The organism is Puniceibacterium sp. IMCC21224 (assembly GCF_001038505.1).
GTDB lineage: Bacteria > Pseudomonadota > Alphaproteobacteria > Rhodobacterales > Rhodobacteraceae > Puniceibacterium.
Genome location: NZ_LDPY01000001.1, coordinates 318159 through 343944, shown reverse-complemented (window position 1 = coordinate 343944; position 25786 = coordinate 318159). Strand labels below are relative to the sequence as shown.

The following is a 25786-nucleotide window of genomic DNA, read 5'->3' as shown; positions in this document are numbered from 1 at the left end:
GGCGAATGCGCGTCAGTCCTGCATCGGGGGCCAGGGACGCTGATCCTCGGCGGCGAGCCAGCTTTTCACCCAGTCCGGCATTGGCGGGGACGGCACGTTCAGACCCATCCCGCTCATCAGCCGATCAGTGGACACAATGCCGTTGCGATCAGTCACCGCGCCGCGATAGATTGCATGGCTGGCACACTCGCCGTCAGTTTTCCACATGCTTTGTTCGAGATACATGAACCGCGCGTCCCAGCACAACAATCGCGAGCGCATCTCGATCCGGTCAAAGGTTCGTACCCGGCGGCGATACCGCACCACCGCGCCCGCCATGGTCAGGCCCCACCGTTCGCGGCGCAACAAGCCCGGCAATCCACTGCGCTGCGCCAGCGGAATCCGGCCCAGATCATACAGTGTCAGCGTGCGCCCATTGTTCAACTCCATCCACAGGTCAATGTCCCAAGGCCAGCAAATGTGATGCGATACATGTACCTCGCCCACCCCCAGTGGCGGAGCGTTGCGGTTGACGAAAACTTCCTTGATCATGCGAATAAAGGGGTACATCGGCGCTCCTTGGTTTTGCGGCATCGTTACCCTGAGGTGGCCCGCGTCAACCAAGACCTCGCGGCACTCTTGCCCTTTGGGCTCTGCGCGCATAGGTCTGATGCGCCCAATAGCGCGTTGCCATCCAAAAGGACCAAACCACATGCAATCCCTGTTCCAGATCCTCATGTTGTTGTTGGACATCGTGTGGTTCTTTATCATCGCCCATGTGATCATGTCCTGGCTGATCAATTTTCAGGTGCTGAACCTGCGTCAGCCCCTTGTCGCGCAGATTTGGGATGGGCTGAACCGCTTGCTCGAACCGCTTTATTCAAGGATTCGCAGTGTTCTGCCGCCCATGGGAGGGTTGGATCTGGCGCCGCTGGTGGTGTTGATCGCGGTCTATGCGCTGCGCATCGTCCTGGCCAATAATGCCGCGCTGTTTTTTAGCTACTGAGACGCGGCGCGGGCGGATCTGCCGGATTTTGCGTATTTAGAAAGAGAAGAAGACACGGCCTATTTTGTGGGCGGCGGCTCTTGTTCCCCGATTCTTAGTATGTGATTGTGCGGCTCAGAGCAGTTTTTCTTGAAAACGGACAGGTTCTTCGCCCATGCCCGATGGTTCCAAGCACGATCCTGGCGCGGCGACGTTGTTGCGGGATGTCTTTGGGTTTGATGCCTTTCGTCCCGGACAACAGGACATCGTCGAAGCGGTGACGCGCGGCGACAACGTGCTGGCGATCATGCCGACGGGGGGCGGAAAATCCCTGTGTTTCCAGCTACCAGCGCTGTTACGCGATGGGGTTACCGTGGTGATATCGCCGTTGATCGCGCTGATGCGCGACCAGGTGCGGGGCTTGCGCGAGGCGGGTGTGGTGGCCGGGGCGCTGACGTCGGGCAACACACCGGAAGAGACGGATGCGGTCTGGGACCAGCTATCAGACGGTACGCTCAAGCTATTATATCTTGCGCCAGAGCGACTGGCGAATACGGGCACCCAGCGGATGCTATCGCAGGCTGGAATTTCGCTGATCGCGGTGGATGAGGCACATTGCGTCAGCCAGTGGGGGCATGATTTTCGCCCGGACTATCTGCGTATCGGCGAACTGCGCCGGTCTTTGGGTGTGCCTTTGGCCGCCTTTACCGCCACCGCGGATGCCGAGACGCAGGAAGAAATCGTCCAGCGCCTGTTTGAAGGTGAGCCGCCGCAGCGGTTCCTGCATGGCTTTGACCGACCGAATCTGCATCTGGCCTTTGCCCCCAAAGACGGCCCGCGCGCCCAGATCCTGCGGTTCGCCGATGCCCGGCGCGGCCAATCCGGCATCGTCTATTGCGGCACCCGCGCAAAGACCGAGAGCCTCGCCAAGGCTCTGAGCGACGAAAAGCATTTGGCCTGCCATTATCACGGCGGGATGGAAGCCGACGACCGCCGCATCGTCGAAACCCGGTTTCAGCAAGAGGACGGGTTGATTGTCGTGGCCACCGTCGCCTTTGGTATGGGCGTCGACAAACCCGACATCCGATGGGTGGCCCATGCCGATCTGCCCAAGTCGATCGAAGCCTATTATCAGGAAATTGGTCGTGCCGGACGCGACGGCGCACCGGCTGAGACCCTGACGCTGTATGGTGCTGACGACATCCGCCTGCGGCGATCTCAGATCGACGAGGGGCTGGCCCCACCAGACCGCCGGGCCGCTGATCATGGGCGTCTGAATGCCCTGCTGGGGCTGGCCGAGGCGCAGGAGTGCCGTCGCAAGACCTTGCTGGGGTATTTTGGCGAACATGAGGTGACCTGCGGGCTATGCGATCTGTGCGATAGTCCGCCCGCAGTGTTTGACGGGACCGAGGCGGTGCGCAAGGCGCTGTCTGCTGCGCTGCGCACCGGTGAGAGTTTTGGCGCCGGGCATCTGATCGACATTCTGACCGGGAATGCGACGGACAAGGTCAAAGCGCGGCAGCACGATGCCCTGCCAACCTTTGGTGTGGGTAAGGATCTGAACCGTTTGGCCTGGCAAGGCGTGTTTCGCCAGATGATGGGCCACGACCTCATGCGTCCCGATGCCGAACGTCACGGTGCGCTGGTGATGACAGAGGCGGCCCGCCCGATCCTGCGCGGCGAAGCGCAGATCACCCTGCGTCGCGACAGCCTGAACCGCGCCGCCACAGACCGGCGCCCTGCCGTCCGTGCGATGGTCAGTGACGAGGATGCGCCGCTGCTTTCGGCGCTCAAGGCCAAGCGTCGGGCGCTTGCCGAGGCGGCGCGCGTCCCGGCCTATGTGATCTTTCCCGACCGCACCCTGATCGAGATGGTCGAAGCACGCCCCGACAGTCTGGACGCGATGGCCCGGATCAGTGGCGTGGGGGCAAAAAAGCTCGAACGGTATGGAGCTGCGTTCCTGTCCGTGCTGACCTCTGGCGCTGAACAGGATATGCACCCGACCCGACGCAAGCTGGCGGGGCAAGGGGCGGGCAATCTCTACGACCAGCTGCTTGAGGCCCAAGCCGGTTTGGCCCGCGGGGCCGATGGCACAGAAAAGCCGCTCAGCTGTTCAGCCGGCCTGCTGGCGAAAGTGGCGCAGACGCGACCCGGCGATGATGCGGCCCTTGAGCGGTTGCTTGGTGACCGGCGTATGGAACGTTTTGGCACCGCGTTTCTGGACGTGCTGCATGGTGCAGACTAGATCCGGCTACCTGTATCTGGCCGACTGAGCAGGAAACGGTTCGGCGCAAGTATCGGCTCTGGTTACTATCGCCGAATGCGCCGACAGCAGTGGGAAACGAACTAATATTGCTCTGATCAAGCACGCACAAACACTGGACGTTCCAGACTCGAAGCCTCAGGATCGAACACATATCCGCCCATATCGAATGTTTTCAACTCACTCGGCGCGGAAATGCCAAATTCCAAGACCCAGCGCGCCATTGCGCCTCTGGCCCGTTTTGCCGAGACGGAAATCACCTTTCGCGTTCCCTGGCGGTCCTCTTCAAAGCGTGGATCAATCACGGTCAGTCCATCCAATGCAGACCGGTCGACTGACTTGGCGTATTCATCCGATGCCAGGTTAAGCAGAATGTCTGATTTGAGGTCACGCGCATCCTGAACGATCGCCTGAGCAATCTTTTTACCCCAAAACTGGTAGAGGTTCGCCTTTTCGTGCCCTGGCAGTTTGCGGCCCATCTCAAGGCGGTACGCGCATACATCGTCCGTTGGCCGCAATAAACCATACAACCCTGACAATATTCTCAGACGCCTCGTGGCTTCGGTGCGTGCAACCTCATCCAGCGTCTCAATTTCAAGAAATCTGTAAACGTCGCCATCAAATATATTGCCCGCCGCCTGCCCCGACATCGACTCGCGTGACCAAGAGGCAAAGCGATCCACGTTAAGCTGAGCAATCCCGGGTGAGACTTTCATCAAATCCGAGATTTGTTCTGGTGACCAGTTTCGGGCAACGCTTACAATCTCTTCCGCTTCTTCGATGAACCTAGGAGTGGTGGTCGCACGTCCCAACGCGCGCGTTTCGTTCAGTCTTTTCGCTGGCGACAGCAAAATCAGCATATCTGGGTCCCAAACTTTTATCAGGCAGGCGAAGCAGCATTCGTTCTATAGCTTTGTGCCCCGAGGTCTAGCCGTTCAATCCCGGCCTTTGACAGACCGGGATATTCGCATGCCATTTGCATCGCAACGCGCTCTGACCTTCTGGCTGGCGGGCAAACCACCGCCACTCCTTCGGGCTAAGCACTCAGACAGTTAGATCTTCCGGTTCGGGCAGGCCATTGGCGCGGCAGCAGGCGGTTACAGTGTTTGCCAGCAGGCACGCGATGGTCATCGGACCGACACCACCCGGAACCGGGGTAATTGCGCCTGCGACCTGCGCACAGCTGTCAAAATCGACATCCCCAACCAGCCGAGTCTTGCCTTCGCCCTTTTCCGGCGCGTCGATGCGGTTGATGCCAACGTCGATGACCGTCGCGCCCCGTTTGATCCAGTCGCCCGGTACCATCTGCGGACGCCCCACAGCGGCGATGACGATATCGGCCCTACGTACCACATCCGCCAGATCGCGGGTGCGGGAATGCGCAATCGTCACCGTGCAACTGTCGTTCAGCAACAACTGCGCCATCGGTTTGCCCACGATGTTGGACCGACCCAGCACCACGGCATTCATCCCCGACAGGCTGCCGTGATGTTCGCGCAGCATCATCAGCGACCCCAGCGGTGTGCAAGGCACCATTGATTTCTGCCCGGTGCCCAACAGGCCGACATTCGAGATATGGAACCCATCCACATCCTTGGCCGGATCAATCGCGTTGATCACCAGATCAGAATCGAGATGGGCCGGCAGGGGAAGCTGCACCAGAATGCCATGCACTGCCGGATCTTTGTTCAGCTTGTCGACCACGGCCAGCAGATCCGCTTCGGTGGTGTCGGCCTCCAGCTTGTGCTCGTAGGAATTCATCCCGACTTCGACCGTCATCTTGCCTTTGGAACGGACATAAACCTGGCTCGCGGGATCTTCGCCCACCAACACGACGGCCAGTCCGGGAATGATCCCGTGATCAGTCCTGAGGGCGGAAACATGTGTCGCGACCTTGTCGCGGACGGAGGCGGCAAAGGCCTTGCCATCAATAATCGTTGCGGTCATCGGATCTCCTGTCATTTGGTGCAATTCGGGCGCTGCGGTACATGGGCCTGCCGCTTTGGTGCCTTGTGTACGGCGGGTCCTGCTCTGCCACCAGCCCCAGATCGACCCACAGGCGGCTGGGCGCGCAGACCCCCTTGGGGGATGCCGGTGCGGCGGGGGCTCGACGCCCCTGCCGTGCCGCCCCGGTTTCAGAACAACCCTTCAATCTGGCCATCATTGTTTAGGCGGATAGATTCGGCCGATGGGGAGCGGGGCAGGCCGGGCATGGTCATGATTTCGCCGCAGATCGCCACGACAAATCCGGCTCCGGCTGACAGACGCACTTCGCGGACCGGAATGTCGAACCCGGTCGGGGCACCGCGCTGCGTCGGATCGGTCGAGAATGAGTACTGCGTCTTGGCCATGCAGACAGGCAGGTGGCCGTGGCCCTGCGCCTCCCACTCAGCCAGTTGCGCGCGGATTTTCGCGTCCATCACTGCACCGTCAGCGCGATAGATCCGTCGCGCGATGGTGTCGATCTTGTCCGCCAGCGGCATTTCATCCGGATACAGCACCTGGAACTGTGACACACCGCTATCGGCAATCTCGGCCACGCGGGTGGCCATTTCGGTCATGCCCGCCGACCCATGCGCCCAGTGTTTGCACAGGATCGCCTCGGCGCCCTGCCCGGCCACGTAATCGCGCACCGCCTGCACCTCGGCCTCGGTGTCGCCGGAAAAGTGGTTGATCCCCACGACCACCGGCACGCCAAACTCCTTGAGGTTTTCGATATGGCGGCCCAGATTGTCGCAACCGGCCTCAACCGCGCCGACATTCTCGGCCGCCAGATCCCCCTTGGCCACGCCGCCGTTCATCTTCATTGCCCGCACGGTCGCCACCAGCACGACGCAATCGGGCGCCAGACCGGCCTTGCGGCACTTGATATTCATGAACTTCTCGGCACCCAGATCAGCGCCGAACCCGGCTTCGGTCACCACGTAATCCGCCAGCTTCAGCGCCGTGGTCGTGGCGATCACCGAATTGCAGCCATGGGCGATATTGGCGAACGGTCCACCGTGGACAAAGGCCGGATTATTCTCAAGCGTCTGCACCAGATTGGGCTGCATCGCGTCCTTGAGCAGCACAGTCATTGCGCCGTCAGCCTTGATATCGCGGCAATAAACCGGGGTCTTGTCGCGGGTGTAGGCGACGATCATGTCACCCAGCCGCTGCTGCAGATCGCCCAGATCACGCGCCAAGCACAGGATCGCCATGACCTCGGACGCAACGGTGATATCGAACCCCGCCTCGCGCGGAAAACCATTGGCAACCCCGCCAAGGCTGGCGGTGATCTGGCGCAATGCCCGGTCGTTCATATCCAGCACCCGGCGCCAGGTGACGCGGCGGGTGTCAATGTCCAGCGGGTTGCCCCAGTAAATCGAATTGTCGATCATCGCCGACAGCAGGTTGTGAGCGCTGGTGATGGCGTGGAAATCGCCGGTGAAATGCAGGTTCATGTCCTCCATCGGAACAACCTGCGCATAGCCACCACCGGCAGCGCCGCCCTTCATACCAAAGTTCGGACCCAGGCTGGCCTCACGAATGCAGATCGCGGCGCGTTTGCCAATGGCGTTCAGACCATCACCCAGACCGACGGTGGTCGTGGTCTTGCCCTCACCTGCGGGCGTCGGGTTGATCGCGGTGACAAGGATCAGCTTGCCATTGGGCCGCTCTGCCAGCCCATTGATAAACGCCTGACTCACTTTGGCCTTGTCATGCCCATACGGCAGCAGATGCTCTGTACCGATCCCCAGCCGCGCGCCGACCTCCTGAATCGGTTGCTTTGCCGCACCACGCGCAATCTCAATGTCGGTTTTCACGCTCATATCTGGTTTCCTCCGCTGTATTTTGTTCTGTCGAAGGTGCTGCCACGAAACAGGCCGCCACGACAACTGCGCGATTTAGCGATCCGTCCCTTAGCGACAAGATTCCCTCCCGCCGGTAAATTCGGGACTACCCGGTCGGGCAGGGAGACATATTATTGCGCAAAATTTGCCGCAGACGAAAGAATAGGTAGACGAAAATCCCACCACTGTTCAGCCTTGGGCCAGGGCAGAACGCTGCCGTTTCGCATGTCGCGCCGGGGAGGAGACCGATGCACAATCCGCCAAATCTGGTGGAGGACCGGATTCGGGTCCTTCTGGCTGAACCCAATCCGCTGGTCGTGTCTGCCCTGCACATCTGTTTCAAGGGCGATCCGCGGTTTGCCCTGGTCGAGAGTACTGGCAGCGGTGCCGATGTGCTGGCAGCGGCAGAGGAATCATGTGATGTGGCGGTGCTGTCGTGGCAATTGTCTGACATGGGCGCGCCCGATGTGCTGCGCGCACTCAAGGCCCGCAACAGCCCGATGCGCACCACGATCTTTTCCAACAACCGCGATCTGGGCCATGTGCGTCAGGCGGTGCGGTTGGGCGCGCTGGGATTCTGTTATCAATTCGACGACCCGTCGGTCCTGTTCGACACATTGCACGCGGTGGCCAATGGCCGAATCTGCGTGCCCTATATCGACGTGACTCAGATCAACGACACGCCCCTCGCGCAGCTCACGGTGCGCGAACGCGAATTGCTGGCGGTTCTGGCCCGCGGCTGGACCAATCAGCAGATCGCCAACCGCACAGGCATTTCCGAAAATACGGTAAAATACCACCTCAAGAACCTTTACGATAAACTGGGTGTGCGCAATCGCGCCATGGCCGTCGCCGTCTATTCGCGCGAGGCCGAGGATTAGGGTCTTTCGTCCACGACCCTCGGCGCGGCGCGATTCAGGCCGCTTTGGTACGGCCCGAAAGGTCGAATCCAGTCCCCGTCTCAAGGTAGGACTTGAGGCTCGACAGAACCAGCGGCCAGCCTTTGGTGACGCCCACCTCCATACCGCTGCCGATAATAAGGTCGTCATGCGTGACAGTCAGGCGAACCCGCGTGTCGACGGTATCAATTTCGAATGTCACTCGGCTATAGCTTTCAGGGTCGTCAGCCTGAGAGGCTCCGGTCCAGGTGATCACCAGACGGTGCGGCGGCGTTGATTCGACCACCTTGCCGACAACGTCGACAGATCGTGCATCGGTGTCGCTTACGTGTTCCCAGCTCGCCCCCGGCGCCCAGTCTGACACGTTCTCGTGCCCCCAGTAGCGCCGCGTTATATCGGGCCGGGTGATGGCGTCGAACACCTTGTCAGGCGTGCTTGTGATATAGGTGACATATACAAAACTGGTGCGTTCGGCGGTCATGTGTCTTTCCTTTCAAGCTCGGTTTTCAGGTCATGCAGCAGGCTCAGCCGCTGCGTTTCGAATTTCCGGATCCAGCGTTCGTAGATGTCATGCAACGGCACTGGATTGATAAAGTGCCGTTTCTCGCGCCCACGCCGTGCGGTCGTGACCAGGTTGGCCGCTTCGAGCAGACCGATGTGCTGGGTGACGGATTGGCGTGTCATTGCCAGCTGATCGCACAGCCCGGACAGGGTTTGGCCGTTCTGTTCACAAAGGAGGTCCAGCACCCTGCGTCGGGTCGGGTCGGCAAGCGCCTTGAACAGTGTGTCTTCAATCATAGAGACTCTTTCCGGTATCGACTCAATAAAGGCAGGTAAATGACTGCATGTCAATATAGGCAGGTGACTGCCTGCATATTTCGACGATTGACGCGCGCCCCAACGGGTAGGCGTCACCCCCTCCCCCCGGCAGGCTTTCCTATCCTCCAAGGTGTTCTGAGCCGCCGCGCCCGCTGCCATCCTGATCCCAGAAGTACGATATTTCAGGGAGGAAATACCAATGGCCGGTTACAGGCATCTATTCATCCCCGGGCCCACCAATGTCCCGGAAGAGGTCCGCATGGCGATGAACGTCAGCATGCAGGACATGCGCGCCCCGGATTTCCCGGAGTTCACCAAGCCGTTGTTCGAAAAGGTGCAGCGCGTGTTCAAAAACACCACGGGCCGCGTGTTCCTGTATCCATCCTCAGGCACCGGCGCATGGGAGGCGGCGATACAGAATACGCTTTGCCCCGGCGACAAGGTGTTGATGAGCCGGTTTGGCCAGTTCAGCCACCTCTGGGTGGATATGGCGCAGCGGCTGGGTCTGGATGTCGATGTGATCGACTGCGACTGGGGCACCGGCGTCCCCGTCGAACAATATGCCGAGCGGCTCAAGGCCGACACCTGCCACCGGATCAAGGCGGTGTTTGCCACTCATAACGAGACGGCAACCGGCGTTACTTCGGATATCAAGGGCGTGCGCGCAGCATTGGACGCAGCAAATCACCCGGCGCTGCTGATGGTGGATGGGGTGTCGTCCATCGGGTCGATCGAATTTGATCAGGACGCCTGGGGCGTCGATTGTGCCGTATCCGGGTCGCAAAAAGGGTTCATGCTGCCTGCGGGTCTGGGCATCCTGTCGGTGTCGAAATGGGCACTGGATGCGCACAAGCGGTCGGAATACCCGCGCACCTTCTTCTCATTCGAGGACATGATCGCCAACAACGACAACGGTTATTTCCCGTATACCCCGGCGACACAGCTGCTGCGTGGTCTCGATACCGCTTGCGACATGATCCATGCGGAAGGGATCGAAAATATCTGGGCGCGGCACAACCGACTTGCGTCTGGTGTGCGGGCAGCGGTCGATGCCTGGGGGCTGCGGCTTTGCGCGACCGAATCAAAATGGCATTCCGATACCGTCAGCGCCATTCTGGTGCCCGGTGATGTCGACGCCCGCGATGTGATCGCGCGCGCCTACGGAACCTACAACACCTCGCTTGGCTCGGGTCTGAGCAAGGTAATGGGCAAGGTGTTCCGCATCGGACATCTGGGATGGATGAACGAAGGCATGGTGACGACCGCGCTGTCGGTTGCGGAAATGGCGATGATTGATGTCGGCATGAAGATCGCACCTGGCTCCGGTGTCGGTGCCGCCATCAGCCATTTCACCGCGACCAAAGCCGCCGATGCCACGCAGGCCGCCGCCTGATCCGGCGCAACGCATTTCAAAGGACCACCAACAATGTCTCATACCGTACACGGCATGCGCGTCACGCGTCTGCAACGATCAACCCTTGCCGTCCCGGCATCAAACGTCGCGATGATCCAGAAGGCGGCGGACAGCAACGCCGATGTTGTCTTTCTTGACCTCGAAGACGCGGTTGCCCCGAATGACAAGGAACAGGCCCGCAAGAACTGCATCGAGGCGCTGAACGATATCGATTGGAAGGCCAAGAACAAAGTCACCTCGGTGCGCATCAATGGCCTCGACACCCACTACATGTACCGCGACGTGGTGGATGTGATGGAACAGGCCGGCAGCAAGCTGGATGTGATCCTGATTCCCAAGGTGGGACTGCCGGCGGATGTCTATATGGTCGAAGCAATGTGCAACCAGATCGAGATGGCGATGGGATACACCCGCAAAGTCGGGCTTGAGGCGCTGATCGAAACGCCACTGGGTATGGCCAATGTCGAAGCGCTGGCCGCAGCGCCGAGCCGCCTTGAGGCGATGCACTTTGGCGTGGCAGACTATGCCGCGTTCCACAAGGCGCGCACCGTCAACATTGGCGGGCTCAATCCCAATTACCCCGGCGACCAGTGGCACGCCGCGCTGTCGCGCATGACGACGGCCTGCCGTGCCTATGGGTTGCGCCCCATAGACGGGCCGTTTGGCGATTTCAGTGATCCCGACGGATTCCGCGATGCCTGCAAACGCGGTGCGGCTCTGGGGATCGAAGGCAAATGGGCGATCCACCCCAGTCAAATCGACATGGCGAACGAGGAATATTCCCCGACCCCGGCCGAGGTAAAACGTGCCGAACGCATCCTTGTCGCGCTGAAAGAGGCTGCCGCTCAGGGCAAGGGCGCCGCCAGCCTGGATGGCAAGATGATCGACGCCGCGTCCGAGAAGATGGCCAACAACGTGCTCGCCGTGCAGCAGGTTCTCAGGGCCCGCGCGGCGTAATTCGGAACGGAGGAGACCACGATGGATATCCACGAATATCAGGCCAAGGAACTGCTGGCGACGCATGGCATCCGTATGCCGCGCGGCGGTCTGGCCTACAGCCCCGAACAGGCGGCCTACCGCGCGACCGAGATCGGCGGAGAATCCTGGGTCGTCAAGGCGCAGGTGCATTCCGGCGCGCGGGGCAAGGCCGGCGGCATCATCCTGTGCCGCGATGACAAAGAGGTCGCCGCCGCCGCCGAAAAACTGCTGGGTCAAAAGCTGGTCACGCATCAAACCGGCCCGGGCGGCAAGCTGATCAACCGGCTCTATATCGAAGAAACCGTGCCGATTGAGAAGGAACTGTATCTGGGCTTTGTCCTTGATCGCAAGGAAGAGCGGATCATGATCGTCGCCTCATCCTCGGGCGGGATGGAGATCGAACAGATCGCCGAACAAGAACCAGATTCGCTGGTCCGCGCGAGCGTAGATCCCGGGTTGGGCATGCAACAATTCCAGGCGCGCGAGATCGCTTTTGGCCTTGGCCTTGACGGGGCGCTGATCGGCAAGGCGGTGGATACTATTCTGGGCTGCTACCGGGTGTTCCGCGATTTCGACGCCTCGATGCTGGAGATCAACCCACTGGTGGTGTCCAAGGGTGCCGTGATCGCGTTGGATGCCAAGATGTCGTTCGACGAAAACGCACTCTTTCGGCGACCCGAGATTTCGGAATTGCGGGACAAGTCGCAGGAGGATCCACGTGAAACGTTCGCCTCGGATCGCGGCCTCTCCTATGTCGGTCTGGATGGTGACATCGGCTGTATCATCAATGGTGCCGGCCTCGCCATGGCGACGCTGGACATGATCAAGATCGAGGGCGGTGAACCGGCCAATTTTCTGGATATCGGCGGCGGTGCGTCGCCTGAAAGGGTGGCAAAATCCTTCCGCGCGGTGTTGCAGGACAAGAACGTCAAGGTGATCCTCGTCAACATCTTTGCCGGTATCAACCGTTGCGACTGGGTCGCCGAAGGGGTGGTCAAAGCGATTGAAGAGGTTGGCGTGAACATGCCGCTGATCGTCCGCCTGTCGGGCACCAAGGTTGACGAGGGCATGGCAATCCTGCGCGAAAAGGCACCCAGCGTCATTATCGCTGAGACGCTCAAGGATGCCGCGATTGCCGCCGTCACGGCCCTGAAATCCACGCAACGCTCTGCCGCCTGAGAAGGGGAAACCACGATGTCCATTCTGCTCAACAGCAAGACCCCCGTTATCGTCCAGGGCTTTACCGGGCGCATTGGCAGCTTTCATGCGCAAGAGATGAAGGAGTATGGCACCAACGTTGTCGGCGGCGTCACCCCCGGCAAAGGCGGCGGCACACATCTGGATCTGCCGATCTTTAACACCGTCAAGGGCGCGGTGGCCGAAACCGGCGCCGAGGCGTCCATTGTCTTTGTCCCACCACCCTTTGCTGCGGATTCGATCATGGAGGCCGCCGACGCGGGCATCAAATACTGCGTCTGCATCACCGATGGCATCCCGTCGCAGGACATGATGCGGGTGAAGCGCTATATGCGGCGCTATCGTCGCGAGGATCGGATGATCCTGACCGGGCCAAACTGCGCCGGCACGATCACCCCCGGCCAGGCAATGATGGGGATCATGCCGGGCAACATCTACATTCCGGGCCGGGTCGGCATTGTCGGCCGCTCGGGCACACTGGGCTACGAGGCCGCCAGCCAGATGAAGGCGCGCGGCATCGGCGTTTCCACCTCGGTCGGTATCGGCGGCGATCCGATCAACGGCTTTTCCTTCCGTGATGTGCTGGAGTTGTTCGAGAATGATCCCGACACCGATGCCGTCGTGATGATCGGCGAAATCGGCGGCCCACAAGAGGCCGAGGCGGCGGAATGGGCGCGCGCGCATATGAAAAAACCACTTATGGCCTATGTCGCCGGTCTGTCCGCGCCCAAGGGCAAGCGGATGGGCCATGCCGGTGCCATCGTGTCGGCCTTTGGTGAATCCGCGCAGGAAAAGGTTGAGATCATCCGCGAGGCTGGCCACACTATCATTCCGCACCCCGCAGCCTTTGGCGAAACCGTCGAAGCCGTGCTGTCGGGCAAGAAGGTAGCTGCATGACCAAGAAGAAAGTACTGCTGACGCGTCGCTGGCCCCAGTCGGTCGAGGCGCGTCTGTCTGAAACCTACGACACCACGCTCAACACTCAGGATATCCCAATGTCGCCCGAGGCGATCGGCATCGCCCTGAACGAATTCGACGCGGTATGCCCGACCGTTTCGGACAAACTGCCCGCGTCGATTTTTTCCGGCGGGCAACGGGCGCAGATTCTGGGCAACTATGGGGTGGGTTTTAACCACATCGACATCGCCGCGGCGACTGGCGCGGGCCTGACCGTGACCAACACCCCCGGCGTGTTGACCGATTGCACCGCCGATACGGCGCTGACGTTGCTATTGATGCTGGCCCGTCGCGCCGGTGAGGGAGAACGTGAGCTGCGCGCCGGAAAATGGACCGGCTGGCGTCCGACCCACATGATGGGGATGCGCTTGTCCGGCAAAGTACTGGGTATCATCGGCATGGGCCGGATAGGCATCGCCACCGCCCGTCGCGCACAGGCTGCTTTTGGTATGAAGGTCGTCTATTTCAACCGCAGCACCCCGTCCGACAGCGATCTGAGCGGGCTTGACGCACAGCGCCTTGAGACGGTCGAAGATGTGCTCAAGGCCGCCGACGTGGTATCGCTGCACATCCCCGGCGGCGGAGCAAACACACATATGATGAACTCCGAGCGGCTGGCACTGATCGGACCCGAGGGGCTGCTGATCAACTCCGCGCGGGGTGACATCATTGACCAGACGGCACTGATCGCGGCGCTAAAGAACGGCACGATTGGTGGTGCCGGGCTGGATGTGTTCGAGGGTGAGCCGGATGTACCGGCGGAACTGATCGCGATGGAAAATACCGTGCTTCTGCCACATCTGGGCAGCGCCACCCGCGAAACGCGTGAAGAGATGGGCAATATGGTCGCGGACAACCTTGATGCCTTTTTTGCCGGTCAGCCGGTGCCCAACCCGGTTTCGTAGCGATCTCCTCCCGCGTTGCGGAAGAACAGGCCAGAGGGACACAGCTCCCCCTCTGGCCTGTTCGAGCGGATCCCGACCCGCAGCGGTGTTACTGAATGACGACGTCGACCCGCTGGCTTTCGCCGGTCGAACCCGGCACACGCAGGAAATAGCGGCCCGGTTTGATTGCGATAAATTCGATCTCCATCCTCCCCGCGTTGTCGAATTCCACCGAATCGATCCCCAGCGGACGGATTTCCAGATCGTTCACCACAATCTCATTGATCCAGATTGCGCGAAAGAACCCCGGCCCCTCAAGCCCCAGTTCGGCGGACCCATCCGCCACGATCTCAATCTCGTAGCCGGTGCCGGACTTTAGCATCAGCGGCCCATCAGCCAAAGGCTTGCCGGACCCCAGCGTGATCTCGGGCAACTCTTCCATGTTCCCCGCCGACAGCAGGCCGGCAAATCCCAACTCATGCCCCGCAGCGGGCAGCGCCAGAGATATTGCCAGAAGGACAGAGAGTGACAGGCGTTTCATGGGCGTTCCTTTCGGATTTGAACACTACAATCAGATGACGAGGCGGGGCATCAGCGTCGCGGGTGCCCCGCGCAATTCAAGAACGCGCGCATGAAACCGCTCTGCCTCACCCCGCGCGTGGGTGACAAACAGGGTGGCGGGCCCAGTCTCGTGGATTAGGGTTTCGGTCAGGGCCAGCATCGCCTCGGCGGTCTTGGGATCAAGCGAGACAAAGGGCTCGTCCATGATCAAAAACTCAGGACTGCCGGCAAAGGCCCGCGCAAGCGCCAGCCGTCGTTGCTGCCCCAGTGACAACTGCCCCGGAAACAGCGCAGCCTTGTCACCGATCCCGACCTTTTCCAGCATCTGCATCGCTGCGGATTCCCCCAGATCGGGGTGGACCAGCGTGATGTTGCGCAACACCGACCGCCACGGCAGTAGCGTCGGTTCCTGAAACACAATCGCCATGCGGTCGGGGCGGGTCACAGTGCCCTCATAGGCCGGGTCGATCCCGGCAATGATCCGCAGCAGGGTCGATTTTCCGATGCCCGAAGGCCCCAGAATGGCAACTGTTTCACCCTTGGCGATTTCGAAACTGACGCGGCCCAGAATCTGGCTGTCGCCATAGGTTTTGCGCAGGACATCGACCTTGATCATGCCGCCCGCCACCGGCGCACGCGCCGTTCCCAAGGCTGCAAAAGAGTCCACTCGACCAAAAGCATCACAAAGATGAAGGACAGCGCGTAGACCAAAACCATTCTGACGTCGAATAGCTGGAAATACAGATGGATTTGGAACCCCACTCCGCTGGAACGACCAAGGAATTCAACAACCAGAACGATTTTCCAGATCACCGCGATACCCGACCGCGCTGCGGCGGCCATGAACGGCGCAAGCTGCGGCAACAGCACATGCCGCAGCCGAGCGGCCAGTGGCATGCGGTACACGCGGGCCATCGCGTCCAAATCAGGGCTGAACGACCGGGCACCCTCGCGGATCACGGTCGTCACATTCGGCACCTTGTTCAGCGTCACCGCCACAATCGCCGCTGTCTCGTTTAATCCGATCCACAAATAGCACAGCACGATCAGCACCAGCGCCGGCAGGTTCAGAAACACCACCAGCCACGGGTCGAGCCAGCGATTGATGGTTTCCGAACGGCCCATCACCAGCCCCAGTATCAATCCGATGCTCATCGCCAGCACAAAGGCCCAGACCACCCGCAGCAATGTATGCCCCAGATGGTAAGTCAGTTCGCCGGACCGCAGCTCTGCCAGAAACGGCGCGACCAGAGTCTGCGGCGCCGGCAGGATCTGCGGATCCGCCGTCAGCGCCGCAGCCACCAGCCACAGCAACAGCAACCCGACCAATGACAGCGCCGGAACAAGGCCCTTGTCAGTCATCGGGCGAACATCACTTCACATCCGCGAACAGACCCACGGGCAGGGTTGTCGCCTTGCCGACCAGCTCTGCACCGCCCAGATCCGCCATCAGTTTCAGGAACTTGTCGGCGCCATCCAGATCCACCGGGCCACGCGACGGGGATCCGGCGACATAGTCTGCTTTCAGCGTCTCGAACTGCGCATCCGTGCTGGCATTCATCATCGGGCGCAGGGCATCCCAGACTGCCGGGTCGCTGGCCATCAGCGCCTTGCTGTCCTGCGAGGCATCATACAGCGCCTGCGCGATGCCCGGGTGTTCGGTGATAAAGCTTTCCTTCATGTAATAACCCAAAAGCGGCGTATCGGGGTTCAGTCCCAGCGCCGTGGCGGCCGTCTCGACCGAGATCAGTTCGCGCATGCCTCCGGCCTTCATCTTGGCCAGAAAGTGCCAGAAATTGATTGCCCCATCCAGTTCGCCGGACAGCCCGGCCTTGAAGATCAGCGGCGGCGCGCCATACACCTGCTCGGTCTCGGCCTTGAGATCCATGCCGTATTCCTGCTGCGCATAGGCGCGCAGAATCAGCCAGCTTTTGTCCAACGGCCCGCCGGCGATGCCGATCTTGCCCCCCGCCAGATCCTTTAGCGATTCTGCGGTGCTGGCATTGGGGACAACCACGCTGCCCACAGCCTTGGAATAGGGGACAAAGACGTAATCCTTGCCCTCGGCCCGCTGCCGCGCGACCCAAATCCAGTCGGCCACGGCAACGTCTGCTTCACCGCCCTCAACCGCGACGCGGGTTGCGCCGTTGTCGGCAAAAGGCTGCACATCCAGGGCAAAGCCATATTTCGCATCGAACCCGTTTGCGGTGATGGTCTCCAGCTCCCAATTCACCGTCCCGATCTTGAGTACGGCTGCGCGGATCACCGGAACATCCTGCGCCAGCGCCGCCCCAGCCATGGACAACGAAGCCACCAGGCCGAGTGCATATTTGAAGGATTTCATCGTCATTCTCCCAAATGCTCTGCCGGATCAGTCCGGCGCAACAACCACGCCCCAGGGCTGCTGCCCCACTTGAATCGACTTGATCGGCTTTTGCGCCGCCACGTCGATTACGGTCACGTCGTTGGAATTTCCGTTTGTGGTGATCAGGTACTTTTCATCCGGCGTAAAGGCCAATTGCCAGACTCGTTGACCGGTAATCAGGTATTTCACCACCTCAAGGGTTTCGACATCGATCACCGCGACGCGGTTCGCCGGCCCCAGTGCGACAAACGCCCATTTATCGTCGTTTGTGATCTTGACCCCCACAGGTTGCAGCCATTCTGGCAAGACGCCCGATACCTCGAACCCGATCTTTTGGCGCAGGGTCGGGGTGCCATCGGCTGCCATGTCGATGACGCTGAGCGTGCCACCGATTTCCGAGGTGACAAACAGCATCGTGCCATCATCGGTAAATTGTGCGTATCGCGGGCGCTGATCGACAAGAATGTTGTGTTTGATCTTGTAATCGTCGGTCGAGATGAAATGCGCCATGTTCGTCGTCTCAGAGGTGTTGACGACCCATTTAGCATCCGGGCTGACAGCCATGCCCTCAGGTTCGACGCCCACTGGAATTTCGGCCAGGACGGTATGGCTTTGGGTGTCCGTCACCGTGACCATGTTGTCATCCTCGTTCGAGGTATACAGCGGATTGCCACTGGGGTGCAGCACAAACAGTTCCGGGTCGGGACCAGAAGGCAGCGAATACAGCTCTTTATAGGTTTCGGCATCAAACACCTTGACCTGATCATCGTCCGAGGCGGCAACATACAGCAGCTTGCCGTCCGGGCTGATCGTGATTCCGCGCGGGCGGTGACCGGCGTCGAATTCGCTCACCACCTCCCAGGTGTCACTGTCGATCACTGAGACGGTATTGCCCTTTTCGTTGCTGACATAGACCTTGTTCGCGAGCGCCGGTGTCATCATCGTCGCAATCAGCGCGGTCGTAAGGATCAGTCGCTGCATAACACTCTCTCCCGTATATTCAGTCAAACGCGGCGCAGGTGGATTCAGGTTCGTCCAGCCCCAGCGTATCCAGCGGCGACCGCTGATGCAGGAACCCCTCTTGTGGTGAAACGCTGACCGTGATCCGCCCGTCATAAAGCAGCACAGGCTGGCGCAACTGGCCATTCCAGGGACGGAACGTGACCGCAACCCCCTTGAACGCCGCAAGCTCGAACTCATCGCTCAGGGCATAATCGCGCAAGGTGGTGGCATCGGCGCTGCCGGTGCGGGTCACGGCCTCACCGATCACGCGCAGGGCCAGCCAAGCCTGGTAATCCTCTTCGCGAATATAGCGGCCTGTCAGCGCCTCGAACCGGCGTTGGAACTGGGTCGCGCCCCAGGCCTCATGCGCGGCGTGGAACGTCACGGGACGCAACCCACCAGACCCCATGACCGGGCGCGGAGTCCACAGATGATAGCCAAGATAGGGCGCAAAGACATCCGATTCGTCAGCCGCGATCACCAGATCATGATCCGCTGCGTCCTGAGTAAAGACCGGGATCTGCCGCTGCACCAGAACATGACCGGTGTCTGTGCGGCGTGATCCGCCTGTATCCTCGAACTCGCGCTCTTCGACGAGCTTCGCACCGAACTTGCGCGCGGCGTGGCGGTAGGCGTCAGCCAGCAAACGATCCGCCGGGTTCGAGCCATGGATCAGAAACCACCGCGGCCAACGCTTCCACAGCGCGAACTGCGCCACCGCATCTGCCTTCATCGCATGGCTGGGCGGAATGTGCAGAATATTGGCGCGGCATTCAACGTCCCGCAGCGCGGTGTCCGGCGCGCTGGCGTTCAGCACCAACACATTGTCCCCGGCCTTGTCTGCCAGACGCAGCAGATCTTGCTGCGCGGCGATCATCACGATCTTGTCATGACCTTGCGCCAGCAGCGCGTCAAAGGCGGCGTCGGCATCCGCAGGGGCGACAGCAACCATATCGGTCTCGAACGTGTTGCCGAGAAACTGGCCGGTGGTCTGGTTGTCCTCATCCGCCAGCCGCGCCCCGGCAAAGCCGATATCCTCGGGCACCAGGTCGAAACGTGAAATCGGTGCAAGGGTCGGATAATCAATACGAAACACCGCTGCGCGCACCTCGGCGGCGGCGACACGCCCGGTGATCGCAAGCGACAGCACACCGCACACCAGCAGGATACGCATACAGGTCAAGATTTCCTCCTTGCCCTGTTTCGGGCCTGTCCCTGTTTCGGGATCTGTACCGACCTTGCCAGAGATCTTTGAACACCCAAACCGATACTTTTGGAGCATTGCCGCCCACGGCCCCGATGCAACACGATACGGTATGATCCGGGCACCGCTGATCACACATGATCCTGCGCCATCGGGCAGGCGCATATCCTGCCGCGTTATGGGACGAGGCGTGACAGCGGGGGCGGCAAAACCACGAAACAAAAACACTTCCAAACGTGAGGACCTATGCGACAACTCAAATATCTACTTGTCATCCTTGGGCTGGTACTGCCCGAACTGGCATTCGCCCACGGGCCGACGAGGCAGAAAGTCACGCTGAACACCATAGTGGCCGCAGAACCTGCCGCCGTATGGGAGGTGATCGGAAATTTTCAGGACATGAGCTGGCATCCGGCGGTGTTCTCGTCGATTGGTGAGGGCGGCAATGATATCGACGCCACCCGCGTCCTGACGCTGGGTGCCGAAGGCGGACCGACGATTTCAGAGATCCTGTACAAATACGACGCGGCCAAGATGACCTATTCTTACCGCATCACCGATGTTCTGGTCGAAGTGCTGCCGGTTACAAACTATTCGTCGCATCTGACGGTCAAAGCCCGCCCCGAGGGCGGATCAACCGTTGAATGGCGCGGCGCCTTCTATCGCGGCTACCCCAACAATGACCCGCCCCCGGAACTGAGTGACGAGGCGGCGATTGCCGCAGTCTCCGGTGTCTATCAGGGCGGGCTCGACGCGCTTGTCGAACGATTTGGCGCGCCGTAGCGCAACGCTATGGATGATCATTGCCTTCGCTGCCAGCCCACTGGCGGCGGGGGATTTTGCTTATGTGACCAACCAGAACAGCGAAGAACTGAGCATTCTTGACCTCGACGCCCGCATCGAGGTGGCGCGCATTCCGATCCCCGGCAAACCCGCCGGTGTCGCGGTGGATGGTGCCGGGCACATCTTTACCGTCTCGCCCGACAGCAAGGTGGTGCGGCGGCTGGATGCTGCGGGCACAATTCTCGCGGAACAGGCGCTTGATGGCGGCCCGATCGGCGTGGCCTTTGATGGTCGACACAACCGCATTCTGGTGTCGGACTGGTATAACGCCCGGATCTTTGTGCTGGACGCCGAAACCCTGGCCCTGCTGGGCGAACTTGAAACCGGCAGTGCCCCGGCCGGACTGTCTGTTTCGCCAGACGGCACTCTGCTTGCCTCGGCTGATCGCGATTCGGATCAGGTGTCTGTCTTTGATCTGGATACGCTGACGTTGCGCCACCGTTTGGCGGTTGGGATTCGCCCCTTTGGCCTAGGCTTTGCGCCGGACGGGCGGTTGTTCGTTGGCAATGTCGGATCGGACGATGTGACGGTCCTTGACCCAAAGTCCGGCGAAACACTCGCCACCGTGGCGGCCGGATCGCGTCCCTATGGCGTGGCCTTTGCGCGGGATCGCGCCTTTGTCACCAACCAATACGCCGATAGTGTAAGCGTCATTGACCTGACCACGCTGTCGTCGGTCGGACTGATCGCGGTCGGTGAATATCCCGAAGGAATCGACGTGACAGGCGACGGCGGCACCATTGTTGTGGCAAACTGGTTTTCGAACATAGTGAGCCTGATTGATGCCGACACCCTGACCGTCACCGGCGAAATTGAAACCGGCGATGGCCCCCGCGCCTTTGGCACCTTCATTCAGCAGAGGAACTGATATGAAACTGACCGCTCTGACAATGCCCCTTGTTGCGCTGGCGTTTCCTGCGCTGGCCTATGAACCCGCCTGGCCCGACCTGTCTGACGCGCTGTACGAGGGGCGAGTGCTGAACGATGGCGGCCAGTTTATCGCCATCGACACGCCGTATAGAACCGGCAACGACGCCCGCACCCAAATCGCTGCGCAGATCGCTGCGCCGCAGGGGTTGTTGCTGGGCAGCGTAACGCTGATCCTTGATGAGAACCCGATGCCGGTGTCAGCCGTGTTCAACTTTGATGCGCCGCTGCCACGATTTTTCTTTGACGTAACGATGCGGATCAACGGACCGACGCCGCTGCATGTGATTGCCGAGACGACTGATGGTCAACTGTTTGTCGCCGAGACCTTTGTCAAAACGTCCGGGCAAGGGGCCTGTTCGGCGCCTCCCGGATCTGATCTGTCATTGGCGCTGGCGACGCTGGGTGAGATGACCATTGGAATCGACGGGACAATGGGCGAGGGCAGCGTCAGCGAAAAGCTGACCGCCCTGTCGATGCGTCAGCGGCGGTTGGATCTGGATATTTCACATCCCAGTCTGTCGGGCATGCAAATGGACCAGATTTCGTTGCTGTTCATCCCCATGCGCTATGTCGAGACGGTTGAAATTGACCTCGATGGGCATGGATATGTCGATATGACAGGCAGCATCTCCCTCTCTGAGAATCCCCGCGTCAGCCTGTCTGTTCCGGGTCAGACCCAGTCCGTAGATGTGACCATGACGGACACAGACGGCACCGTGACCCATGCGAACAAACGTTTGACGGGGTACTGACGGATCTAAGACGCTGCGGCGCGACCGACTATTGCGCGGCGGCAGGTTCCGGTTCTGGCTTGGCCTCTTCCAGCGGATAATCCCACAGGGCCCAGCCATCGGTGCCTTCGGGCAACCAATAGACCGTGACATAGCCGTATTCCAACGCCCGTTTGGCCGCGTTCCAGGACATCCAGCAATCTTCGAGACAAAAGAACAGCACCGGATGCGCCATGTTTCCGTTTGTCGCTTTCGCGAGCCCTTGGCGGAAATAGCTGTGATAGCTTTCTGCCAAAGCTCCATAGCCAACATTGGGCAGCCACAGCGCACCGGGGATAGAGTTGCGTTTCTTGTCACGCCAGATCGTGCCTTTGGGCAGACCCGCAGGTTTAGGCGCCTGCGGCAGAACGTCGATAAATGCAACGCTGCCAGACGCCCAGAGTTGGTGCGCCTCTTCCGGCCCAACCACATGGCCACCGGCCAGAGTCGCAGGCACTGGCGCTCGGAATTCATCCATGCGGTATTCCGCAGGCTCTTCGACCGCCCAGAGCAATCCTGGCAGCAGCGCCAAAACGCACGCTGCCAGACGGGTTTTCACTGGCCCTGATCCATTACGGCGGTGCCCATATCGTTGATCAGGGGTACGCCTGCGTCGATCAGAATGGCGTCGATCTCAGCCTGATTCCGACGGATGAGCGAGTTCAGCTTGCGCTGCCAGACTTTCTCGCCCAGCCGCACGCCCATGGTGATGCGAAAGAACAGCCGTGGTGGTAGCGTTTCCTGCAACAGGGGGATCACCATGAGGTCAGGGTATTCTTGTTTGACCATCGGGCCGGCGATTGGCCCCCAGAGGATTGCCGCCGCCGTGTCGCCGGATTTGACATCGTTCAGCAGATCCACGGTGGGCGACTCATGCCGCCGGTCGACCACCAGGTTATAGGCCTTTGCCTTACCCAAAAGACCGTTGCGCGCCATATGCGTCGCGGGCGGACTGCCCGCAATGATCCCAATACGCAGTCCCTTAAGGGCGGGATCGGACAGATTGGTGACCGCCGCCAGCGGACCATCGCGCGGCACCACCAGCGCATAGGCAGACGTCATGTAATGGTTGGTGTTCAGCACCAGCTCGTGACCCTGAGCATAACCAATGACCACGTCGCATTTGTTGGCAGCCAGCGAGTTGCGAATAAACCCCGTCGCCATGGGGTACCATTCATATTGCAGCGGCAAGTCCAGCGTAGCGGCAAAATAGTCGGCCAGCTTATTTTCGAACCCGGTGCCTTCTTTGTTGGACATCGGAAAGTTGGCCGGATCAGCGCAGACCCTGAACGCGGTCTTTGACACAAGGTCAGAGGTCTGCGCCTCTCCCGGACCCGCCCGGGAGATGAGCAGGGCCGAAACCAGGACTAGTCCTGAGATTATTTTAGCCCATGCAGGCATTTTCAGTCTCGGCAATCACGTCGGATTTCGCTTGCTTCTTGGCCGGACGGCCACGGGGGACAGCGTCCATGCCGCGGGCCTTGAGGTAGACATAGATGTCGTCAAGATAGCACATGACGTTCGCATTATCGCCAAAGTGCGGCATAACCGAATTGCCGTTGGCACGACCGTTCACAACGACACTGACGAAATCGTAATAATCCATATGCACGGCCGAGTTCTTGATCTTTGGTGCATAGGTCGACCCTTCGCCGTCGGGGCCGTGGCAGACGTGGCATTCGGAGTGATAGCGACGAAAGCCCGAAAAGGTCAGCCAATCGACGGTGCCATCTTCGTCCACGTTATAAGTCGGAATGTCATCGTCCGTATAATACCGGCCATCTTCGTCATAGGCGACGGGAACCTGCGGATGATCCTTGGCGGGGTCGACCGGCTGATCGCTCCAGGATTGGGCACTGACCATGACGGGCAGTCCAAGCGCAAGGATCGCGGCGACGAGAATTGGAGAGGCGGTACGCATCATCAGGCGGACCTTTCAAGTTTGGAGGGAAACCGGGAAGGTGAGGCCGACACTCTGGACAAGAGTGTCGGCCCCGATTTTGTGCAGTGCTTAGTTCGGCAGAGCAAACACAGTCAGCTGACCACCAAGCGCGGTATAGTCACTAAGAGCGGCATAACCACCCACAGCACCCAGACCGTCGTTCGGGTTGGTCAGACCAGCCGCAAGACCGATACCGGCCCAGCCACCAACACCCGACAGAATGCCGACATACTGTTTGCCTTCATGGGTGTAGGTCATCACGTTGCCAATGATGCCCGACGGGGTTTTGAACTTGTAGAGTTCATCGCCAGTCGTAGCGTCGATCGCCTTTAGGTAACCTTCGAGCGTGCCGTAGAACACGACATTGCCCGCAGTTGCCAGAGCACCTGACCACACCGAGAACTGCTCGGGGATGGACCACTTGATCTCACCCGCGACGTTATCCCAGGCGATGAAGTTACCCATGCCACCGTGGCTGTCCGGTGCCGGGTACATTGCCAGCGTCGCGCCAACGTAGGGCTGTCCGGCAGTGTACGACACGCGGAACGGTTCGTAGTCCATGCAAACGTGGTTTGTCGGCACGTAGAACAGTTCGGTGTCCGGGGAGTAAGCCGCAGGCTGTTGATCCTTGGATCCCAGAGCGGCCGGGCAGATGTTGGTCGAGTTGACGTCTTCGCCATTCTGCTCGGTCGAGTACTGGGCGACCACTGCCGGGCGACCGTAGGTGTCGGATTCTTTGTCCATGTCGACGCCGGTGGTCCAGTTCACGGCCGGGTCGAACTTTTCGGCGACCAGAAGTTCACCAGTTTCGCGGTCGAGGGTGTAGCCCAGGCCGTTCCGGTCAAAGTGGGTCAGAAGCTTGCGCTCTGTGCCGTCAATGGTCTGCTCCGTCAGGATCATCTCGTTGATGCCGTCATAATCCCACTCGTCATGCGGGGTCATCTGATAGACCCACTTGGCCATGCCGGTGTCGGCATCGCGCGCCATGATGGTCATCGACCAGCGGTTGTCACCAGGACGCTGTGCCGGGTTCCAGGTCGAAGGGTTACCAGTACCGTAATACACCAGATTCAGATCGGGATCGTAGGAATACCAGCCCCAAGTGGTGCCGCCACCGATCATCCACTGATCACCTTCCCAGGTGTTCGTACCCGAGTCAGCGCCAACCGGCTTGCCCAGGTTCATGGTGTTCTCGGGGTCCATCAGGATGTCGCTGTCCGGACCCATGGAATAGGCACGCCATTCCAGATCGCCGGTTTCCATGTTGTAAGCCGTAAGGGACCCACGCACACCGAATTCACCGCCCGAGATGCCAACGAGGATCTTGTCATTGACCGGAAGCACAGTGGCGGTGTTGGTTTCGCCCTTGGACGAATCGCCATTTGCCACGGACCATTCCACAGCACCGGTTTCAGCATTCAGCGCCACAACAGTGGTGTCAGCCTGATGCAAGAAGATCTTGCCGTTGGCATATGCCACACCACGGTTGACCGTGTCACAGCACATCACCGGAATAACGTCCGGATCCTGCTTGGGTTCGTACTTCCACAGGATGCGGCCGTCGTTTGCCAGGTCCAGCGCGTAAACGATATTCGGGAACGGCGTGTGCAGATACATGGTATCGCCAATCACCAGCGGCGACCCCTCATGGCCGCGCAGAACACCGGTGGACATGGTCCAGGCAACCTGCAGATCGCCGACGTTGTCAGCGGTGATCTGATCCAGCTTGGAATAGCGCTGGTTCTTGTAATCGCCGGTCTGAATCGCCCACTGATCCGGGTTGTTTATTTGTTCAATCAGGTCATCGTTTGCGCTGGCCATACTGGCGCAAAGTGCGATCCCCGAGGTCAAAGCTAATAGCTTTTTCATTTCCAACTCCCTTGTTGACAGATCTTACTTTGGTGCTGGAAGGCCCCAGTACGCGGATGAAGACGCATCCACTGCCGAAACCAACCAGAGTA

General features: G+C 60.2%; 27 protein-coding genes. 11 read left to right on the top strand and 16 right to left on the bottom strand.

Annotation, left to right across the window (positions count from 1 at the left end; all coding sequences use genetic code 11):
• Positions 1 to 12: 12 nt before the first annotated feature.
• Positions 13 to 549 carry a thioesterase family protein gene (locus tag IMCC21224_RS01635; RefSeq protein ID WP_047993861.1) on the bottom strand — a complete coding sequence of 179 codons (537 nt, stop codon included), beginning with the start codon at positions 547 to 549 and terminating at the stop codon, positions 13 to 15.
• Positions 550 to 691: 142 nt separating this feature from the next.
• On the opposite strand from IMCC21224_RS01635, the gene IMCC21224_RS01630 reads away from it, so the two are divergent.
• Together IMCC21224_RS01630 and recQ are read left to right on the top strand one after the other, a co-directional pair.
• Positions 692 to 985 carry a YggT family protein gene (locus IMCC21224_RS01630; RefSeq protein ID WP_047993860.1) on the top strand — a complete coding sequence of 98 codons (294 nt, stop codon included), beginning with the start codon at positions 692 to 694 and terminating at the stop codon, positions 983 to 985.
• A gap of 154 nt (positions 986 to 1139) precedes the next feature.
• Complete coding sequence (recQ, locus tag IMCC21224_RS01625; protein ID WP_047993859.1) at positions 1140 to 3209, top strand: DNA helicase RecQ; 2070 nt, start codon at positions 1140 to 1142, stop codon at positions 3207 to 3209.
• 116 nt (positions 3210 to 3325) lie between these two features.
• Here the strand turns inward: recQ and IMCC21224_RS01620 are convergent, their stop codons facing one another.
• From IMCC21224_RS01620 to IMCC21224_RS01610, 3 genes are all read right to left on the bottom strand, one after another.
• A complete protein-coding gene (locus tag IMCC21224_RS01620; RefSeq protein ID WP_047993858.1) occupies positions 3326 to 4087 on the bottom strand; it encodes a YaaA family protein in 762 nt (253 codons plus the stop codon).
• 184 nt (positions 4088 to 4271) lie between these two features.
• On the bottom strand, positions 4272 to 5174 hold the full coding sequence (gene folD, locus IMCC21224_RS01615; RefSeq protein ID WP_047993857.1) for a bifunctional methylenetetrahydrofolate dehydrogenase/methenyltetrahydrofolate cyclohydrolase FolD: 903 nt from the start codon (positions 5172 to 5174) through the stop codon (positions 4272 to 4274).
• Between the two features lie 188 nt (positions 5175 to 5362).
• Positions 5363 to 7039 carry a formate--tetrahydrofolate ligase gene (locus tag IMCC21224_RS01610; protein ID WP_047993856.1) on the bottom strand — a complete coding sequence of 559 codons (1677 nt, stop codon included), beginning with the start codon at positions 7037 to 7039 and terminating at the stop codon, positions 5363 to 5365.
• Positions 7040 to 7308: 269 nt separating this feature from the next.
• Between IMCC21224_RS01610 and IMCC21224_RS01605 the strand changes: the two genes are divergently transcribed.
• On the top strand, positions 7309 to 7941 hold the full coding sequence (locus tag IMCC21224_RS01605) for a response regulator transcription factor (RefSeq protein WP_197089152.1): 633 nt from the start codon (positions 7309 to 7311) through the stop codon (positions 7939 to 7941).
• A 34-nt stretch (positions 7942 to 7975) separates the two neighbouring features.
• Here IMCC21224_RS01605 and IMCC21224_RS01600 read toward each other — a convergent pair whose 3' ends face one another.
• Positions 7976 to 8440, bottom strand: coding sequence for an SRPBCC family protein (locus tag IMCC21224_RS01600; RefSeq protein WP_047993855.1), 465 nt, complete (start codon positions 8438 to 8440; stop codon positions 7976 to 7978).
• Positions 8437 to 8757: a helix-turn-helix transcriptional regulator gene (locus IMCC21224_RS01595; RefSeq protein ID WP_047993854.1), complete on the bottom strand. Its 321-nt coding sequence runs from the start codon at positions 8755 to 8757 to the stop codon at positions 8437 to 8439. Before IMCC21224_RS01595 ends, IMCC21224_RS01600 begins: the two co-directional genes overlap by 4 nt.
• A gap of 220 nt (positions 8758 to 8977) precedes the next feature.
• On the opposite strand from IMCC21224_RS01595, the gene IMCC21224_RS01590 reads away from it, so the two are divergent.
• Genes IMCC21224_RS01590 through IMCC21224_RS01570 form a run of 5 tightly spaced genes read left to right on the top strand, consistent with a single transcriptional unit; the run spans position 8978 to position 14229 of the window.
• Positions 8978 to 10171 carry an aminotransferase class V-fold PLP-dependent enzyme gene (locus tag IMCC21224_RS01590; RefSeq protein ID WP_047993853.1) on the top strand — a complete coding sequence of 398 codons (1194 nt, stop codon included), beginning with the start codon at positions 8978 to 8980 and terminating at the stop codon, positions 10169 to 10171.
• A gap of 33 nt (positions 10172 to 10204) precedes the next feature.
• Positions 10205 to 11149, top strand: a complete 945-nt coding sequence (locus IMCC21224_RS01585; RefSeq protein ID WP_047993852.1) for a CoA ester lyase — start codon at positions 10205 to 10207, stop codon at positions 11147 to 11149.
• Between the two features lie 21 nt (positions 11150 to 11170).
• Positions 11171 to 12349: a malate--CoA ligase subunit beta gene (locus IMCC21224_RS01580; RefSeq protein ID WP_047993851.1), complete on the top strand. Its 1179-nt coding sequence runs from the start codon at positions 11171 to 11173 to the stop codon at positions 12347 to 12349.
• 15 nt (positions 12350 to 12364) lie between these two features.
• The gene (gene sucD, locus IMCC21224_RS01575; protein WP_047993850.1) at positions 12365 to 13264 is read left to right on the top strand and encodes a succinate--CoA ligase subunit alpha; all 900 of its coding nucleotides are present in this window, start codon (positions 12365 to 12367) and stop codon (positions 13262 to 13264) included.
• A complete protein-coding gene (locus IMCC21224_RS01570; RefSeq protein WP_047993849.1) occupies positions 13261 to 14229 on the top strand; it encodes a D-glycerate dehydrogenase in 969 nt (322 codons plus the stop codon). The genes sucD and IMCC21224_RS01570 overlap by 4 nt, the downstream gene beginning before the upstream one ends.
• Before the next feature lie 88 nt (positions 14230 to 14317).
• On the opposite strand, the gene IMCC21224_RS01565 is transcribed toward IMCC21224_RS01570, so the two are convergent.
• The 6 genes from IMCC21224_RS01565 to IMCC21224_RS01540 are packed head-to-tail and all read right to left on the bottom strand — an operon-like array spanning position 14318 to position 19310.
• Positions 14318 to 14749 (bottom strand): hypothetical protein, encoded by a 432-nt coding sequence (locus IMCC21224_RS01565; protein ID WP_047993848.1) that lies wholly within the window; start codon positions 14747 to 14749, stop codon positions 14318 to 14320.
• Between the two features lie 30 nt (positions 14750 to 14779).
• Positions 14780 to 15385: an ABC transporter ATP-binding protein gene (locus IMCC21224_RS01560; protein ID WP_047996786.1), complete on the bottom strand. Its 606-nt coding sequence runs from the start codon at positions 15383 to 15385 to the stop codon at positions 14780 to 14782.
• Complete coding sequence (locus IMCC21224_RS01555; RefSeq protein WP_047993847.1) at positions 15382 to 16131, bottom strand: ABC transporter permease; 750 nt, start codon at positions 16129 to 16131, stop codon at positions 15382 to 15384. The genes IMCC21224_RS01560 and IMCC21224_RS01555 overlap by 4 nt, the downstream gene beginning before the upstream one ends.
• Before the next feature lie 10 nt (positions 16132 to 16141).
• Positions 16142 to 17113 (bottom strand): ABC transporter substrate-binding protein, encoded by a 972-nt coding sequence (locus IMCC21224_RS01550; RefSeq protein WP_047996785.1) that lies wholly within the window; start codon positions 17111 to 17113, stop codon positions 16142 to 16144.
• Positions 17114 to 17140: 27 nt separating this feature from the next.
• Positions 17141 to 18115, bottom strand: a complete 975-nt coding sequence (locus IMCC21224_RS01545; protein ID WP_047993846.1) for a YVTN family beta-propeller repeat protein — start codon at positions 18113 to 18115, stop codon at positions 17141 to 17143.
• Positions 18116 to 18134: 19 nt separating this feature from the next.
• A complete protein-coding gene (locus tag IMCC21224_RS01540; RefSeq protein ID WP_047996784.1) occupies positions 18135 to 19310 on the bottom strand; it encodes an ABC transporter substrate-binding protein in 1176 nt (391 codons plus the stop codon).
• 276 nt (positions 19311 to 19586) lie between these two features.
• Here IMCC21224_RS01540 and IMCC21224_RS01535 point away from each other — a divergent pair, with 276 nt between their 5' ends.
• From IMCC21224_RS01535 to IMCC21224_RS01525, 3 genes are read left to right on the top strand one after another with little or no spacing between them, the layout of a single operon-like run.
• The gene (locus tag IMCC21224_RS01535) at positions 19587 to 20123 is read left to right on the top strand and encodes an SRPBCC family protein (RefSeq protein ID WP_047993845.1); all 537 of its coding nucleotides are present in this window, start codon (positions 19587 to 19589) and stop codon (positions 20121 to 20123) included.
• Between the two features lie 13 nt (positions 20124 to 20136).
• Positions 20137 to 21051: a beta-propeller fold lactonase family protein gene (locus IMCC21224_RS01530; protein WP_047993844.1), complete on the top strand. Its 915-nt coding sequence runs from the start codon at positions 20137 to 20139 to the stop codon at positions 21049 to 21051.
• Position 21052: 1 nt separating this feature from the next.
• Positions 21053 to 21865, top strand: coding sequence for a quinoprotein dehydrogenase-associated SoxYZ-like carrier (locus tag IMCC21224_RS01525; protein WP_047993843.1), 813 nt, complete (start codon positions 21053 to 21055; stop codon positions 21863 to 21865).
• A gap of 28 nt (positions 21866 to 21893) precedes the next feature.
• On the opposite strand, the gene IMCC21224_RS01520 is transcribed toward IMCC21224_RS01525, so the two are convergent.
• The 4 genes from IMCC21224_RS01520 to xoxF5 form a co-directional block, all read right to left on the bottom strand.
• Positions 21894 to 22442: a PQQ-dependent catabolism-associated CXXCW motif protein gene (locus IMCC21224_RS01520; RefSeq protein WP_255347979.1), complete on the bottom strand. Its 549-nt coding sequence runs from the start codon at positions 22440 to 22442 to the stop codon at positions 21894 to 21896.
• Positions 22439 to 23284: a substrate-binding domain-containing protein gene (locus IMCC21224_RS01515; RefSeq protein WP_047993842.1), complete on the bottom strand. Its 846-nt coding sequence runs from the start codon at positions 23282 to 23284 to the stop codon at positions 22439 to 22441. Before IMCC21224_RS01515 ends, IMCC21224_RS01520 begins: the two co-directional genes overlap by 4 nt.
• Complete coding sequence (locus IMCC21224_RS01510; RefSeq protein WP_047996782.1) at positions 23268 to 23804, bottom strand: c-type cytochrome, methanol metabolism-related; 537 nt, start codon at positions 23802 to 23804, stop codon at positions 23268 to 23270. Before IMCC21224_RS01510 ends, IMCC21224_RS01515 begins: the two co-directional genes overlap by 17 nt.
• A 90-nt stretch (positions 23805 to 23894) precedes the next feature.
• Positions 23895 to 25694, bottom strand: coding sequence for a lanthanide-dependent methanol dehydrogenase XoxF5 (gene xoxF5, locus IMCC21224_RS01505; protein WP_047993841.1), 1800 nt, complete (start codon positions 25692 to 25694; stop codon positions 23895 to 23897).
• Positions 25695 to 25786: the final 92 nt, after the last annotated feature.

Excerpts from the sequence above, each read along its gene's own strand:
- IMCC21224_RS01630 (WP_047993860.1), top strand. The coding sequence starts at position 692 with ATGCAATCCCTGTTCCAGATCCTCATGTTGTTGTTGGACATCGTGTGG.
- IMCC21224_RS01535 (WP_047993845.1), top strand. The coding sequence starts at position 19,587 with ATGCGACAACTCAAATATCTACTTGTCATCCTTGGGCTGGTACTGCCC.
- IMCC21224_RS01530 (WP_047993844.1), top strand. The coding sequence starts at position 20,137 with ATGATCATTGCCTTCGCTGCCAGCCCACTGGCGGCGGGGGATTTTGCT.
- IMCC21224_RS01515 (WP_047993842.1), bottom strand. The coding sequence starts at position 23,284 with ATGCCTGCATGGGCTAAAATAATCTCAGGACTAGTCCTGGTTTCGGCC.
- recQ (WP_047993859.1), top strand. The coding sequence starts at position 1,140 with ATGCCCGATGGTTCCAAGCACGATCCTGGCGCGGCGACGTTGTTGCGG.
- folD (WP_047993857.1), bottom strand. The coding sequence starts at position 5,174 with ATGACCGCAACGATTATTGATGGCAAGGCCTTTGCCGCCTCCGTCCGC.
- IMCC21224_RS01510 (WP_047996782.1), bottom strand. The coding sequence starts at position 23,804 with ATGCGTACCGCCTCTCCAATTCTCGTCGCCGCGATCCTTGCGCTTGGA.
- IMCC21224_RS01540 (WP_047996784.1), bottom strand. The coding sequence starts at position 19,310 with ATGCGTATCCTGCTGGTGTGCGGTGTGCTGTCGCTTGCGATCACCGGG.
- IMCC21224_RS01565 (WP_047993848.1), bottom strand. The coding sequence starts at position 14,749 with ATGAAACGCCTGTCACTCTCTGTCCTTCTGGCAATATCTCTGGCGCTG.
- IMCC21224_RS01555 (WP_047993847.1), bottom strand. The coding sequence starts at position 16,131 with ATGACTGACAAGGGCCTTGTTCCGGCGCTGTCATTGGTCGGGTTGCTG.
- IMCC21224_RS01525 (WP_047993843.1), top strand. The coding sequence starts at position 21,053 with ATGAAACTGACCGCTCTGACAATGCCCCTTGTTGCGCTGGCGTTTCCT.
- IMCC21224_RS01580 (WP_047993851.1), top strand. The coding sequence starts at position 11,171 with ATGGATATCCACGAATATCAGGCCAAGGAACTGCTGGCGACGCATGGC.
- IMCC21224_RS01590 (WP_047993853.1), top strand. The coding sequence starts at position 8,978 with ATGGCCGGTTACAGGCATCTATTCATCCCCGGGCCCACCAATGTCCCG.
- sucD (WP_047993850.1), top strand. The coding sequence starts at position 12,365 with ATGTCCATTCTGCTCAACAGCAAGACCCCCGTTATCGTCCAGGGCTTT.
- IMCC21224_RS01570 (WP_047993849.1), top strand. The coding sequence starts at position 13,261 with ATGACCAAGAAGAAAGTACTGCTGACGCGTCGCTGGCCCCAGTCGGTC.
- IMCC21224_RS01610 (WP_047993856.1), bottom strand. The coding sequence starts at position 7,039 with ATGAGCGTGAAAACCGACATTGAGATTGCGCGTGGTGCGGCAAAGCAA.
- IMCC21224_RS01635 (WP_047993861.1), bottom strand. The coding sequence starts at position 549 with ATGTACCCCTTTATTCGCATGATCAAGGAAGTTTTCGTCAACCGCAAC.
- IMCC21224_RS01595 (WP_047993854.1), bottom strand. The coding sequence starts at position 8,757 with ATGATTGAAGACACACTGTTCAAGGCGCTTGCCGACCCGACCCGACGC.
- IMCC21224_RS01560 (WP_047996786.1), bottom strand. The coding sequence starts at position 15,385 with ATGATCAAGGTCGATGTCCTGCGCAAAACCTATGGCGACAGCCAGATT.
- IMCC21224_RS01550 (WP_047996785.1), bottom strand. The coding sequence starts at position 17,113 with ATGAAATCCTTCAAATATGCACTCGGCCTGGTGGCTTCGTTGTCCATG.
- IMCC21224_RS01620 (WP_047993858.1), bottom strand. The coding sequence starts at position 4,087 with ATGCTGATTTTGCTGTCGCCAGCGAAAAGACTGAACGAAACGCGCGCG.
- xoxF5 (WP_047993841.1), bottom strand. The coding sequence starts at position 25,694 with ATGAAAAAGCTATTAGCTTTGACCTCGGGGATCGCACTTTGCGCCAGT.
- IMCC21224_RS01605 (WP_197089152.1), top strand. The coding sequence starts at position 7,309 with ATGCACAATCCGCCAAATCTGGTGGAGGACCGGATTCGGGTCCTTCTG.
- IMCC21224_RS01585 (WP_047993852.1), top strand. The coding sequence starts at position 10,205 with ATGTCTCATACCGTACACGGCATGCGCGTCACGCGTCTGCAACGATCA.
- IMCC21224_RS01600 (WP_047993855.1), bottom strand. The coding sequence starts at position 8,440 with ATGACCGCCGAACGCACCAGTTTTGTATATGTCACCTATATCACAAGC.
- IMCC21224_RS01545 (WP_047993846.1), bottom strand. The coding sequence starts at position 18,115 with ATGCAGCGACTGATCCTTACGACCGCGCTGATTGCGACGATGATGACA.